15 protein-coding genes and 1 pseudogene are annotated in these 14,102 nt (G+C 47.6%); 6 read left to right on the forward strand and 10 right to left on the reverse strand.

Annotated elements, in window-relative coordinates; translation table 11 throughout:
* Window positions 1-99 precede the first annotated feature (99 nt).
* The 7 genes from AC0J20_RS20265 to AC0J20_RS20295 are packed head-to-tail and all read right to left on the reverse strand — an operon-like array spanning window position 100 to window position 3,852.
* Window positions 100-351, reverse strand: coding sequence for a S24/S26 family peptidase (locus AC0J20_RS20265; protein ID WP_473023118.1), 252 nt, complete (start codon window positions 349-351; stop codon window positions 100-102).
* Window positions 352-376: 25 nt separating this feature from the next.
* The gene (gene sodN / locus AC0J20_RS20270; RefSeq protein ID WP_473023119.1) at window positions 377-877 is read right to left on the reverse strand and encodes a superoxide dismutase, Ni; all 501 of its coding nucleotides are present in this window, start codon (window positions 875-877) and stop codon (window positions 377-379) included.
* Window positions 867-1,100, reverse strand: coding sequence for a hypothetical protein (locus AC0J20_RS20275; RefSeq protein ID WP_229531454.1), 234 nt, complete (start codon window positions 1,098-1,100; stop codon window positions 867-869). The genes sodN and AC0J20_RS20275 overlap by 11 nt, the downstream gene beginning before the upstream one ends.
* Entirely contained in the window at window positions 1,094-1,576 is a 483-nt protein-coding gene (locus AC0J20_RS20280; protein ID WP_473023120.1) for a DUF2753 family protein, read from the reverse strand. Before AC0J20_RS20280 ends, AC0J20_RS20275 begins: the two co-directional genes overlap by 7 nt.
* Before the next feature lies 1 nt (window position 1,577).
* Window positions 1,578-2,954, reverse strand: a complete 1,377-nt coding sequence (locus AC0J20_RS20285; protein WP_473023121.1) for a class II fumarate hydratase — start codon at window positions 2,952-2,954, stop codon at window positions 1,578-1,580.
* A 29-nt stretch (window positions 2,955-2,983) separates the two neighbouring features.
* Complete coding sequence (locus AC0J20_RS20290; protein WP_229531457.1) at window positions 2,984-3,337, reverse strand: hypothetical protein; 354 nt, start codon at window positions 3,335-3,337, stop codon at window positions 2,984-2,986.
* Between the two features lie 11 nt (window positions 3,338-3,348).
* Window positions 3,349-3,852, reverse strand: a complete 504-nt coding sequence (locus tag AC0J20_RS20295; RefSeq protein WP_473023123.1) for a hypothetical protein — start codon at window positions 3,850-3,852, stop codon at window positions 3,349-3,351.
* Window positions 3,853-4,067: 215 nt separating this feature from the next.
* On the opposite strand from AC0J20_RS20295, the gene AC0J20_RS20300 reads away from it, so the two are divergent.
* The 4 genes from AC0J20_RS20300 (at window position 4,068) to AC0J20_RS20315 (ending at window position 7,647) form a co-directional block, all read left to right on the forward strand.
* Window positions 4,068-4,877 (forward strand): ferredoxin--NADP reductase, encoded by an 810-nt coding sequence (locus AC0J20_RS20300; protein WP_473023125.1) that lies wholly within the window; start codon window positions 4,068-4,070, stop codon window positions 4,875-4,877.
* 75 nt (window positions 4,878-4,952) lie between these two features.
* Window positions 4,953-5,336: a YbaN family protein gene (locus AC0J20_RS20305; RefSeq protein ID WP_473023126.1), complete on the forward strand. Its 384-nt coding sequence runs from the start codon at window positions 4,953-4,955 to the stop codon at window positions 5,334-5,336.
* Window positions 5,337-5,581: 245 nt separating this feature from the next.
* The gene (locus tag AC0J20_RS20310) at window positions 5,582-6,298 is read left to right on the forward strand and encodes a response regulator transcription factor (RefSeq protein ID WP_473023127.1); all 717 of its coding nucleotides are present in this window, start codon (window positions 5,582-5,584) and stop codon (window positions 6,296-6,298) included.
* Window positions 6,295-7,647 (forward strand): HAMP domain-containing sensor histidine kinase, encoded by a 1,353-nt coding sequence (locus tag AC0J20_RS20315; RefSeq protein WP_473023128.1) that lies wholly within the window; start codon window positions 6,295-6,297, stop codon window positions 7,645-7,647. The genes AC0J20_RS20310 and AC0J20_RS20315 overlap by 4 nt, the downstream gene beginning before the upstream one ends.
* 70 nt (window positions 7,648-7,717) lie before the next feature.
* Here the strand turns inward: AC0J20_RS20315 and AC0J20_RS20320 are convergent, their stop codons facing one another.
* Entirely contained in the window at window positions 7,718-8,104 is a 387-nt protein-coding gene (locus AC0J20_RS20320) for a DUF6746 family protein (protein ID WP_229531463.1), read from the reverse strand.
* 308 nt (window positions 8,105-8,412) lie between these two features.
* On the opposite strand from AC0J20_RS20320, the gene AC0J20_RS20325 reads away from it, so the two are divergent.
* Both AC0J20_RS20325 and AC0J20_RS20330 read left to right on the forward strand, forming a co-directional pair.
* The gene (locus AC0J20_RS20325) at window positions 8,413-10,464 is read left to right on the forward strand and encodes a TonB-dependent receptor plug domain-containing protein (RefSeq protein ID WP_473023129.1); all 2,052 of its coding nucleotides are present in this window, start codon (window positions 8,413-8,415) and stop codon (window positions 10,462-10,464) included.
* A gap of 22 nt (window positions 10,465-10,486) precedes the next feature.
* Window positions 10,487-11,614: a PepSY-associated TM helix domain-containing protein gene (locus AC0J20_RS20330; RefSeq protein ID WP_473023130.1), complete on the forward strand. Its 1,128-nt coding sequence runs from the start codon at window positions 10,487-10,489 to the stop codon at window positions 11,612-11,614.
* 23 nt (window positions 11,615-11,637) lie between these two features.
* Here the strand turns inward: AC0J20_RS20330 and AC0J20_RS20335 are convergent.
* Both AC0J20_RS20335 and AC0J20_RS20340 read right to left on the reverse strand, forming a co-directional pair.
* Window positions 11,638-13,471 (reverse strand): annotated as a pseudogene (locus tag AC0J20_RS20335) (ABC transporter ATP-binding protein).
* Between the two features lie 19 nt (window positions 13,472-13,490).
* Window positions 13,491-13,895, reverse strand: a complete 405-nt coding sequence (locus AC0J20_RS20340) for an MAPEG family protein (RefSeq protein WP_229531466.1) — start codon at window positions 13,893-13,895, stop codon at window positions 13,491-13,493.
* Window positions 13,896-14,102 lie beyond the last annotated feature (207 nt).

Consider the following 14,102-nt stretch of genomic DNA (forward strand, 5'->3'; position numbering starts at 1 on the left):
CTGATATCAAAGAATCTATCAGCAAAGAATAGTAAAAATTTGGCAATTATCCCATTCAATTTAGGTTGATCGCCGGTAAAAGTCGCAGGCTATTCCGGCTTACTGCTTTTTAGCAATCCTGAAGAGCAGTTTACCCATGATGTGTTGGCGGGCAACTTTACCGATTTTATCACTACTGATGCTGCGGGCATCATCGCCTTTGAGCATCACCCCCTGGCTATCAACACTGGCTACGCGTTTAATCAGCATTCCCAGATGTTCATGCTGAATCACCACCACATCATTGATGTTGATCCTGAAAAAATGACGCAAGATAACGATAAAGTCACCGGGTTTACAGGTAGGCGTCATGCTGCTACCTGTCACTTTCAGGATTTTAATCAAGCCTTGGGTACACAACTTGTTCGTTGGGCAGATAAGGCGATGTGGTGATAAACGTTTTCACATTCTTGGTCTGCCAATACATGGCTGCAAACTGATTCACCAGTTCCAGTAACTTTACGCCATTGTCGCGTTGAATGGATTGTTTACAGGCCGAACCGGCCAGCATGATGCTGTGCACTAACTGATGAACGTTTGGGTGAGCGGTGATTTGTGGTTCTTTAAAATAATCTCCCCAAATCACCACGACTTCGTCCTTCACCTTGGCTGCGTGCAGTTCTTTTTCTTGCACCAGGCGGGTCAGCTTTGCCTGCTCATCCAAACTCAGGCTGTCTTTGTCTGACAGTTCGCCAATCAGATCCAAAAATCGAACAACACTGAGAGCGGCAAACTGTGCAATGGCCGGATCATAGACTTTACAGGGAATATCGCAATGGGCTGATACCCGTTCAAAACCGCAAAGCTTGTCGATTAAATCGAGCGTGTTATACAACATGATTTCCCTCCTGAGCATTGCCTCTGGTCTGCACAGATTTTTCCGTGAAGAAGTTGATTAAGCCGAAAAGCACTGCGATCAAAGTAATGAAAAATGTTGCCAACAACGCATAGTGATAGAGATCGGCACTCCAGTGACTATGATCATGTCCGGCATGCGCAAAAACATGGGGAGCGATAAAAAGCAGGCACAATAAGGACAGCTTTCCGAGGAACTTTAACATAAGAACTCCTTTCGGTATTGATTAGATAATTCCGCCATTTGGTGTAAATGACCAGCTTGAAATGATTGGGGATGCTCCTTTTTATGCAGCATTAATGCTGTATAAGTTCGCCTCGCACCCCAAAAGGCGATGTCCTGGTTCTGCTCCGACTGATGCGATACGGAATGAATCAGTTGCATCATCTTTTCATGAACGCTTAATAACTCGCTGAGACACTGATTTGGTTGTTCCAACGCCAGATAACAATCAGCCAGATTGTGATAGCTGACGATGACGGCCATGATCGCCATTCGAAAATCACTGTAGTTATCCTGCAACCTGGTGGCGAGAGAGATGGCCTGCTGATAGCGCGCAATTGCGATACGGAACTCCTGAGCCTCAAAGTACTCATTGCCTTGTCGTATAACGAATTGCCACTCTTCGTACAATTCCTCCGGGTTCGTATACAATGCTCGCGCTGCAGTCGCCATCATCATCTTAGCCTCCTTTGGTCAGTTTCTTAGGTGATAACATTTCTTGTAATTCAGTTACCGAAAAGTCTGTTTCTTCAGCGGCGACATCGACTACGGGTCGCCCCTGAGCATAGGCTTTCTTGGCAATCTCAGCGGCTTTGTTGTAACCAATAATAGAGTTGAGGGCTGTTACCAAAATGGGATTCCGATCTAGTGCATGATTTAAGTTATCCTCATTTATGGTAAAGCCCTCAATAGCCTTGTCTGCCAGCAATACCGCACTATTACTGAGCAGTTGTATGTTTTGCAGCAGGTTGCAGGCGATCATCGGCAACATCACGTTCAGTTCAAAATTACCCGATTGCCCTCCCACAGTGATCGCGGTGTCATTACCAATAACCTGAGCACAGGCCATGGCCACCGATTCGGGCACCACCGGATTGACCTTGCCCGGCATAATGGAAGAACCCGGTTGCAACGCCGGTAAGGCGATTTCCCCTAAACCGGCCAGGGGGCCAGAATTCATCCAGCGTAAATCATTGGCGAATTTCATCAGGGTGACGGCAATGGACTTAAGAACACCGGAAATGGTCACTACGGTATCTTGTGACGAAATCAGCGGGAAAAAGTTATCCACGGTTTTAAACGCCACATCCGTTTTGGTTTTCAGCAATTGGCAAAACGTTTTGGCAAATTCCGGGTGGGCGTTAATTCCCGTGCCTACTGCTGTGCCCCCCTGCGCTAACTTGTGGAGCGACGGCAATACCGCTTCCAGGTTGCGCAGTTGTTGTTCAACCTGATTTGCCCAGCCAGTTAGCACCTGCCCCATCGTCACCGGCATAGCATCCATTAAGTGCGTTCGGCCAGTTTTACAATGATGCCCCACCTCTTCAGCTTTACTTTTTAAGGTACGACGTAAGTGCAATAAAGCGGGTAGTAATTGATTGTTGATTTCCAGGGCCGCACTGACGTGAATGGTAGTGGGAATGACATCGTTGCTGCTTTGCCCATAATTAACATGGTCATTGGGGTGAATGGCCAACTCCGAGTCAGCACTTGCCACCCGGGCTATTACTTCATTGGCATTCATGTTGCTGCTTGTACCGGAGCCGGTTTGAAACACATCAACGGGAAAATGACTCATTAAATCCGCTTGTGCGAGCAAGCTTTGGCAGGCTTTCTGAATAGCTTCAGCCTGCTTTTCGGTCAAACCACCCAGACTACCATTGGCCTCCGCCGCCACCTGCTTTACCAACAAAAGCGCTTTGATAAACGGTTCAGGCATCCGGCAACCACTGACCGGAAAATTATTGATCGCTCTTTGGGTTTGCGCGCCGTACAGGGCATCAGCAGGTACCTCAAGTTGGCCCATACTGTCTTTTTCAATGCGTTTACCGCTCATTGAATTAGTTCCTTTACACTGTTCATCATTTAACTAAAAAAATACTGTCCGAGGCAGTTTACCTCTCGTTGCAACCTGAGCACCTGACGACGACGTCCTTCGCAATTGGCCAGCTGTTCAAGGGCGAGCATTGGCTTGTAAATCACGTCCAGACAACAATGACGCCAGTGTTCTGCCAGATAGGTATCACAAATGACCTCCAGTAAATTGTCCGCCACCCGGTGCAGGATGTTGATTTTCTGCTGCTGGCAATTTGACTCTTCAACTAATTTATCAGCCATCGCAATGTAAGCGTCCAGCAAGGCAGGGTTGTCAGGCTGCAAGCCGTGTCGAATCTCTTTTTCCATGGCCGAGAACGCCAGGTTGAAACATATTTCAGCCATTGCACATCAACCTAATGCATTGCAACGCTGCGTTGTGAAGCCGGTATAGGCATCAGATAAAATCGGAAGAGTTCCGGTTTTTGCAGTTGTGCAATACACTGATTCACATATTCATAGGCGTCCGATGTCGGATCTAACTGTTCCACTGACGTTTTCAGGGTTTCTACCGCCTGTTTGCAGACATGCTCCGCACATACCTTTTGTTTCAGGCGGCGAAAACAATTGTCGAGCAATACCGTGAGGCAACCAAAGCGGGTAACTAACGTACTGCGCTCCCCTGTATATAACTCTAGCAATATTTCCACGGTTTCCCAGGCGCAACCAATCAGTGGCAACGCTTCCTGATACTTATGATGCTCAAGTAAAAACTCGCCTTTCAATTGCATTTGTTCCAGCGACGCCAGCGCCTCCTGGGAGTTAAAATATACCCAGTCCCGATGATGGGGGCACAAAAAGCGCAACTTTGGATGGCTTTGGTTGTGTGTGTTTTTTTCTGAATAGTCTTCCAGCAACATGGTATTTTTTGCCTTACTTAAAAAGAATCACTTGCTTTGTTAGGTATTATCCTGGATCATTTGGTGACACATTGCAAATGATAACCATTATCATTATTATTTTAAATTGTTATCTATTTGTTAAGTTTAAGCATGAAAAGTTCTTAAAACCCGAATTTGCCCCAATAAGGTGAAAAGGACGTATCAGGAACACTTATTAAAAGAGGACAGGTTGAATGCGGAATATGATCAAGGCTGAAGTCACAAAAGTTCACCACTGGAACGATACATTATTTAGTTTCAACACAACCCGGGACGACGCCCTGACCTTTGAAAATGGCCAATTTGTGATGATTGGACTGGAAGTTGAAGGGAGACCACTACTGCGCGCTTACAGTATTGCCAGTGCCAATTATGCGGAAGAACTGGAATTTTTCTCCATAAAAGTTCCTGATGGCGCTCTCACCTCCCGCTTGCAAAACATTCAACCAGGTGAAGAAATCATGATGACGATTCGGCCAACCGGCACCCTGGTCGCAGGCCATCTGTTGCCGGGCAAACACCTGTATTTACTGTCTACCGGAACCGGATTGGCCCCCTTTATGAGTGTGATTCAGGATCCCGACATCTATGAGCAGTTTGACAAGGTTATCCTGGTACACGGTACCCGTTGGATTTCAGAACTGGCCTATCAGGATAAAATCACCAGAGAATTGCCAAACAATGAATATTTTGGCGATATCATTCGGGAAAAACTGGTCTACTACCCGACGGTAACCAGGGAGAATTATCAATTTAACAGCCTGAATATTCCCGGTGGTGAAACCCCTCATGAAGGTCGTATTACGGATTTACTTAGCAGCGGTAAGTTAATGAAGGATATCCACATGCCACCGTTAAATCCGGATACCGACAGGTTTATGCTTTGCGGGAACGACGCCATGTTGCAGGAACTGATGACATTGCTGGACGGCTGGGGATTTAGCAGAGCAACTTCCCGCCGGCAAGGAAGCTATGTGATTGAGCAAGCGTTTATCGAGAAATAATGCCAGGACTCTGTACATTTTCTCAATTCAATCAGTGATAAACTTAGCGGATGATGGCCACCAGGACCTTTTCACATGCCGGTGCAGAAGCTGAAAAAACTGACCTATATTCTCCTTGGGTGGTTGTGTATCACCCTGGGAGTAGTCGGCGCATTCCTTCCGATTTTACCCACCACGCCATTTCTGATCCTGGCACTGTGGTTGTTTGATCGCAGCTCTCCCCGCTTTCACAGAATGCTATTGAATAACCGCTGGGTGGGGGGCTCATTGCGCCAGTGGCAAGAAAGTAAAACCATATCCAGCAAAACGCGTGGCAGAGCGATTGCCATGATCCTGCTTACTTTCTCGGTGTCTGTTTACCTGGTAAAACACACCTGGCAATTACAGATTATGCTGATCGCACTCTGTATTCTGCTACTCGTTTTACTCACCCGGATCCGGATTCAGGAACATCAATAGCACGATAAATCACTAAAGACAGCCGCCAATTGCCACAAAAATGCCTGTGTGTTAAATTCAACCTCCAACACAAACATAAATAACAATCATTATCACTTTTTTAGCAGACAGCGTGCTTTTGTCCGTTAAACAGTGTTTTCCCTGGCAACTTCCGTGAATTCCTGATTGACCGGATGCAGCGAGATAAAGCGTTAGTCGTTCCCGGCTAAACGCAACGATTTTGATAATTTATTTGAGAACACACCATGACTCCGTTATCTACATGCGACGACCTCAACAGAACCACGCCCAGGATTCTGGTGGTAGAGGATGATAAATACCTGAATGATGAGTTGAAGCAATTGCTTTCTGATTCAGCGTACCAGGTGGACCAATGTCATGACGGTGAAGAAGCGCTGAGCAAGGCATTATGTGAAAGTTACCACCTGGTGTTACTGGATTTAATGCTGCCTGTCAGAGATGGTTTATCTATGCTCAATTTGCTGCGTAAAACCGACGCGACGCCTGTAATGATTGTTTCCGCCAGGCACGCAGAGCAGGAACGCATTCAGGGATTAAGTGCCGGAGCCGATGACTACATGGCAAAGCCGTTTAACAAAGAAGAATTGTTGCTCAGGGTGGATGCCATTTTAAGACGCACTATGAGACCAAAGGCTGTTGAAGATCAGGTGCTTAGCCACCAGAATTTAACCCTGAATAAAGCCCAGCAGCAAGTTGAAATTAATCAGCAATCAGTCACTGTCACCCCAACGGAAATGGGGTTGCTCTACATGCTGATACAAAACCGCGGAGAAGTATTGTCTAAAGCATATCTTTATCAAACCGTGTTTCACCGTCAATACAGTCAATATGACCGCAGCCTGGACATGCACATCAGCAAGCTCCGGCGCAAACTCACCGCGGCTGGCTGGGATGGCAGCTGTTTACAAACGGTACATGGCAAGGGTTATTGTTTGCAATGACGCGCACACTCTTTTGGAAACTGTTTCTGATCATTGGGGCTGGCGTTGTCTGCCTTTTTTACATCATCGATATGGCCATTGCACAGATTGAATATGACATGAGCCTGATTGCGCAACCAGACCGAGAGCAATTACAACAGTGGAGTGAACAAGCGGAAGCCCTGTATATCGGAAATGATATAAATCAACTGCAGGCCTGGCTGGATGAACTACAACATCGGGAAAACACCTGGGCAGCGGTAGCACGGGCTGACATCAGTCATATTGCCGGCAGCACGGCTCGCTACGATGATTACAGTGGATTTAATATGGGCAGAAGTGTTGACTGGAAAATTCACTTATATTTTGACTATAACCCTATCATGGAACTGCCGTTTTCGGACGGGAAAACCAGTCTGCTGGTGCAACTTCCGGTGCGAATGCGGCCCGGATCGTTGTGGAATATTACCCGTATCGCACTGCAGGTGGTGCTGCCACTGGCGATTTTAATCCTGTTGTCGCTGGTACTTTATCGTCACATCATGATCCCACTTAAGCGTCTGGAATCCGCAACCCGGGCCTTTACCACAGGGCAGTTTCAGGTACGGGTTCGCCAACAATTGGGCAACCGCGATGACGAGTTGGCCCAACTGTCGGAAACCTTTGATAAAATGGCGGATCACATCGGCGAGCTTATTCTTCGGCAACGGCAACTGATTACTGATCTGTCCCACGAACTACGTACGCCCCTTTCCAGGCTGGATATCGCACTGGAAAACCTGACGGTAACACAAAACAACAACGTAAGAAGCAACGAGCGGGTAGCGCGTATTCAGCGAGAATCCCGACACATCCGGAAACTGGTGGACGACACCCTGTCTTTGTCCTGGCTGGAAAACGAGCGCCCAGCGATGCGCAGCGAATCTCTGGACCTGGTGGACCTCATTCATGTGCTGACCGAGGACGGTAAGTTCGAATACCCGGATAGAAACATCGAGGTGTCGATGCCGGAAGCCGCCCTGATCAGTAACAGCAATCATCGCATGTTGGGTCAGGCAATAGAAAATATCCTGCGCAATGCTCTGCGCTACACACCTGCCGGAGGAACCGTAACCATTGCTATGCGGCAACTCACTGCGCATTATGAAATTACCATTGCAGACGAAGGACCTGGTGTCGCAGAACAATTTCTGGAAATGATCTTCAGACCCTTTTTTCGGGTGGACACGTCTCGTCCGGCAGACGGTAACAGCTTTGGATTGGGACTGGCCTTAGCCCGGCGACAATTGCAAACCATTGATGCAACGGTAACTGCCCGCAATATTGCTACCGGCGGTTTGATAATGGCTGTTGTGGTACCACGGCAATAGATTAGTGTCAGGAGGCCAACACACGAGGCTCAGCATTTCCCGTGCGTTGGCATAATCGCAGGCCTATAAATTAGCCACAGTGTTTCGGCGCAAGTATTGGGCTCAGCGCTTTAAGATATGCATTCGCAGATGATTTCACTGTGTCCTGTTGCATTGCTTCTGAACCTTTGTGAGTCTTTTCCAGTTCAGCTGCGATGCCCTCCAAGTCTTGCTGCAAACGCTGTACTGCGTTTTCCAGGGTGTAGGTTAATTCATGTATTTTGAGCATATCCTCAACACCGATCTCAGACTGTTCGACAATACCGGCAAGTCTGGCATTGAACTTGTTCAGATTACACAGCGCGACGGTAGTATCGGGAGCCTCCAGTGAGGGAAAGTGATTGTATTGTTCATCCGCAGACAAACCGGTCATTGTTAACATGGAAACAGAAAGTGTAGTGAGTAGAGTCGTTTTCATTGCTTTACCTGAATAATGCTGGCCATCATCTGATTGTTACTCAGCGCCAGTGCTTGTGTGTTTTCATTCTTTTAAAAAACGAAGCGCAAAATGCTCTTTCGTCCCGGCTCCGTTTTTGCAGTCAGCCATAATAATACGAACAGTTATTGTTTTCATCTATGTCACACCATCCGTATCAAAAAGAACGAGTTATGCCAAAAAAGACCAACTCCCGACCTTAACGTAAAATTGTAAAAAATGTAAAAGTGCTGTCCCTCACCTTGACTATTAATGATAATCATTATTATTTATTGAAACAAAGGTGCCAAGTGAACAAACTAGTTTTAGCAGGCAGTATCTGCCTCGCGGGTGTTTCATCTTTCGCGGCTACAGCCGAAGAAGAAACAAAAAGTACAGATTTTGAAAAAATTACCGTCGTAGGTGTTGCGACTAACTCGATTATTACCGCAGAAGAAGTCGAAACCTATCAGGCTAATGACCTGGCTGACGTATTTCGGGCGACCCCCTCGGTTTCCGTTGGTGGCTCAGTCGGTGTCGCTCAAAAAATCTATATTCGCGGTCTGGAAGACTCTCTGCTAAATGTCACTGTAGATGGTGCTCAACAAACCTCTACATTATTCCACCATATCGGCCGGGTAAATATCGACCCTGATCTGTTACAACAAGTGGATGTACAGGCAGGTGCCGGTGAAGCCACCAGCGGCCCGGGCGCTATTGGCGGCTCTATCCGTTTCAAAACAAAAGACGCCAACGACCTGCTGGGCGCAGATCAGCAATTTGGTGGTAAATTCAAGTGGAGCGAATTCACCAATGATGGCCGTCGGGTCAGTGGTAGTTTATACGGAAAGCTCAGTGACTCATGGGGACTTTTAGGCTACTACAGCGACGTAGAACGCAACAATTTTGAAGACGGTGACGGCAACGAAGTGTTGGGTACAGCTGCAGAGCAGGACATGGCCTTTGTTAAGCTGAGCGGTAACATCACCGATCGCCAATATCTGAGCGTCAGCTATGAAAAGCGTGACGAAGAGGGACAATTCAGTGCCCGCCCCAACTGGGAAGTTCCTGAAGGTGCGCCTTTATATCCGAGCCAGGCTGAAAGAGAAACTGTGGTGGCCAACTATAGTTACGCCCACAGCGAATTAGTCAACCTGGAAGTCACCGCGTATCAAACAGAATCTGCATTTCGCGGTGGTCGTTTTGACTGGCTCGCCACCATAGACACCTTCGGACTGGATATTCGCAACACCAGTGAAGTCGGAAATCACATTTTTATCTATGGTGTCGACTATCGTGATGACTCAGTAGAAAGTGGCTATGCTATTCCCCAGGCGGAAGAAAATCACGCCGAGGAAGGCAGTGTTACAGGCTGGTACTTCCAGGGTTATACCGACGTCACCGATGCATTGCGTCTGAGTTATGGTGCCCGCTATGATCAGTATGAATATGATCAAAAAATCCTGCTGGACGATTATTACGGCACTCCCATTACCGAAGCGCCAGCCCAACAAGATGATAACGAGCTGAGTATTAATGCCGGTTTGTCATACGCTTTGACCGACAAATGGACATTTGGTCTGGGTTACGCAGAAGCAGCTCGCGGCAAGGAAATTGGTGATGGTTTTACCATTGATGGTTATTTGTATGATGGCTCTGAAGAACCCGTTACCGGCAGCAATCTGGTACCGGAAACTGTAGCCAACATCGAGGCCTCTTTGCAGTACAGCGACAACAACCTGAATGCCAGAATTGCGGTGTATGATTCGCAACTGGACGATGTGATTTTTAATCGCCTGTACGGTGATGCACTGTTTGAAAACATCGGTACCATTGAGACTCAGGGTTTCGAATTTGACGTGGCTTATCGTTGGGGTGAATTTGACTTCTTCGTTGGTTTTTCCAGCAACGATTCTGAACTGGACCCTCGCGCAGATCTGTATACGACGGAATACAGTAATATTGCCATTAATGGTTATGAGTTTAACGGTTTAGGTAACTCTCGTGGCGACACCTGGGTATTAGGCTTAGATTATACGCCGCACGCCGATGTGCAGATTGGCTTTAATGTAACACGGGTGAACTCCATCACGTTCGATACATTGCATCAGGATCACGATCTGGGTTGGGTAGACAGCTTGTATGCCTTAACTAAGCCCAGCTACACCACAGTCGACCTGTACGGCGAATGGCAAGCCACCGCCGACCTGAGTTTTAATCTGGCAGTCACTAATGCGTTCGATAAACTGTATCGCGATCAATCCAGTGTTGGTGACTTTAGTGCTGTACCTGGTTATGAGTTAGTGGTCGGCCCCTATGAAGCTGGTCGTGATATTCGACTGACTGTAGCTTATACCTTTTAATCTGTAGGAAGTCTGGCACCTGATGTTTCGCAAAATTATTTTCTGGTCGCATCTGGTGCTTGGCGTCAGTGCTGGCGTGATTATTTTTATCATGTCAGCCACTGGCGTTGTGCTGACTTATGAGCGACAGATCCTGGAATGGCAGGAATCCCGTTTTACTGTTGTTGAAAGTCATGGTGCAAGCCGCCTGACAACCGATCAGGCGTTGTCTGTGGTCCGGCAAAAACACCCTGACGAACACCACTTTTACCTCAGACAAGTTAATCGTCCGGGCGCAGCCATTCCGGTCTGGGCAGGACGAGACAGTTATCTGCTTCACCCTTATACCGGCGAAATTTTACTAACCGGCCCCACTACCCTGAGTGGATTTTTTCGCTGGAACGAAAACCTGCATCGTTGGCTGTTAGCTGACGGTAGCTTAAGGCCCATTACCAAAAACATCACGGCCTACAGTAATCTGGTGTTTTTGTTCCTCATTATCACCGGTCTGTATCTCTGGTTGCCGAAAAATATGCGCTGGAAAGTGGTCAAACAAAGTTTGTTGTTTCGCCGCCAACATAACTCCCGTCGGTCTCGCTATTTAAACTGGCACAAGGTGTTTGGCGTCTGGACGTTAATACCACTATTTTTTATTGTTTGCACCGCCACTATTTTTCATTTTCCGTGGGCAAATAAGCTGCTTTACAGCGCCTACGGTGAAGTGATTCCCGCACGCGAGCAACACCCGGAACTGGAACATCTTGAAGATGGCAAACAAAGCTACGAAACACTGTTTCGGATTGCGCAACAACACAGCAATCTGCACAGTCAGCGTCCCTGGTACTCCATGTGGATGGAAGTAGGTGAAACGGCCGGTGAGGTACGCTTTTTTATCGATGCTACAATTGGTCTGCACCCGGAACACGCCTATTCCTTGTACCTGGATGCGGATACCGGTGATGTTGTTAAAGCCAAGACCCAGGCGGACTGGTCAAAAGGAGATCGGGCATGGGATGTAGCGCGGTATCTGCACACCGGGGAATATTTCGGGTTGCCGGGGCAAACTATCGCCGGGCTGGCCTCACTGGCCGCCTGTATTCTGGTGTTTACCGGTTTTTTCTTATCCTGGAAACGGCTCATTACACCTCGCCTTAAAGCCCGGCTGACATAGCAAATTACGGCGGGCAGCGGCTGTTACTCCAGTCCCAAAAACCCGCCGGTTTGATGCTGCCAAAGACGCGCATACTGCCCCCCTTTGGCCAGTAACTCCTGATGCGTTCCCATCTCTACGACCTTGCCTTTGTCCAGTACGATAAGTCTGTCCATTGCTGCAATGGTGGACAAACGATGAGCGATGGCCAGGACCGTTTTATTCGCCATGATTTTATTCAGACTTTCCTGAATGGCGACCTCAACTTCTGAGTCCAGCGCCGACGTCGCTTCGTCTAATACCAAAATGGGCGCATCTTTTAACAGTACTCTGGCAATGGCAATGCGCTGCCGTTGTCCGCCTGAGAGCTTGACCCCCCGCTCTCCTACCATGGCATCGTAGCCACGCTGGCCCTGTTGATCAGTGAGCGATAAAATAAATTCGTGAGCTTCCGCCTGTCTGGCAGCAGTAATCACTTCCTGTTCACTGGCATCCGGTTTGCCATACAAAATGTTTTCTCTGATTGAGCGGTGCAACAGGGAAGTATCCTGTGTCACCATGCTGATATTGGCGCGTAAACTTTCCTGACTGACCCGGCTAATATCCTGACCGTCAATGCTGATGGTACCTTTCCCGACGTCATAAAAGCGCAACAGCAGGTTCACCAGGGTAGACTTTCCCGCGCCCGATTTACCCACAATACCCACTTTCTCACCGGCCTGGATAGATAGCTTCAGGCCGTCGAACACCGCAATGTTGTCAGCAACACTCTTGTAATCAAAGGTAATGTTGTCGAACTGAATCGCGCCTTGTTTAACCTGCAAAAATGGAGCGTTAGCCACATCCTTCACTTCCGTTGGCAGCGACAGGGTATCGATGCCGTCCTGTACCATACCAATGTTTTCAAATAGTCCGGAAATTTCCCACATTATCCACTGTGACATGCTGTTTAGGCGCATTGCCAGTGCCACTGAAATTGCGATATCACCTGCGGTGACCGTACCCACTTGCCAGTAAAAAAGTCCCAGTGCAACAACGGCAAACACCAGCAATGCGTTGCTTAACCAAACGCAACCATCCAGTACGGTTACCAGACGCATCTGTGGATATACTGTTTTCAGAAACGCCTGCATACTGGAGCGGGCATATTCGGTTTCCTGGGTACTGTGAGAAAACAGTTTAACTGTCTGAATATTGGTATAACTGTCCACAATCCTGCCAGTCATGGTAGAACGGGCATCAGCTTGCTTTTGCGACACTGACTTTAATCTGGGAACGAAATACCGAAGTATGAGTACATACAAACCAGGCAGCAAAAGGCACTGCAAGGCTGAGGTCCATGGTCATCACCAGAATCACAATGCTGAAAAAGTACACAGACACATAAACCATGAGATCCATCATCTTCAGCACGGTTTCGCGAACTGACAACGCAGTTTGCATGACTTTGGTGGCAATTCTGCCGGCAAAATCATTGTAGAAAAACGACAAACTCTGATGAATCAGATACTGGTGAGCAGACCAGCGAATGCGCATCGGAAAATTACCCAGTAACGACTGGTGTGAAAACAATGCCTGCAGGACCACAGCCGTTGGCAGACCGATAACCAGCAGTCCCGCCATCCAGTACAGTGTGCTTCTATGTTGCTGAAAAAACTGCTCCGGGTTCCCGGCGGCCACGGCATCAACCAGGGTTCCCAGGTAACCAAATAAATACACCTCCAGCACTGCAATTGTACCGCTGAGTAAAGACATCATTAGCAGCGCTGGCCACATACCTTTGCAATAATGCATACAAAACGCCAGCAGGGTTGCAGGCGGCTTACCTGACTCAGTTTCCGGAAACGGCTGAGTCAGGCTTTCAAAAAACCTAAAGATCATAGATAAATTAGAAAGCTTAAAAAATAATTGAGAAAACCCAGTAGAGGCAAATAACGATTTGCACCAGGAAGAGTACCAGTCTTAATTGTACCGCAATAATAGAGGTTGAGAGAAGGTGTACACAGGACTGAGCCAGGCGAGCGGCAAATACTACCAACGCCAACCCGTTAGTCAGCTCTTGTTGACCGGTTGCCAACGCCAACAATAGTGTTCCACCTACAATGGGAAAGCTTTCCACACAATTTGCCTGGGCACGGGTTAATCGCGAGCCAAACGGGGACACGTCTTCGCCACTGGCGTTAAACTGATTGGCCGCTTTTTCCCCTTTGACGACCACAATCGATCGAAAAACAATCAGGGCAATGAGCAAAACTATCGTCCAGGCAATATAACCCGCTAACGCAATAACAGTGGCAGACATAATAACTCCAACTAATGAATGTCATTACAAGACCCAGAAAGAGAAAATAAAATTCCTGAGCCTCTTCAGTGTATTGCAAGAAGAAACATTTCGAAAGTTATACAACGGGAATAAAAAAGGCTCCGCAATGGCTGTCTCTTGATCACAAGTCTGATTCAAGAGACTTAGCCAATTCATAGCCTTCAAGGATGGCTTGTAGTTTGAGCC

It is taken from the genome of Planctobacterium sp. R6, assembly GCF_055755215.1.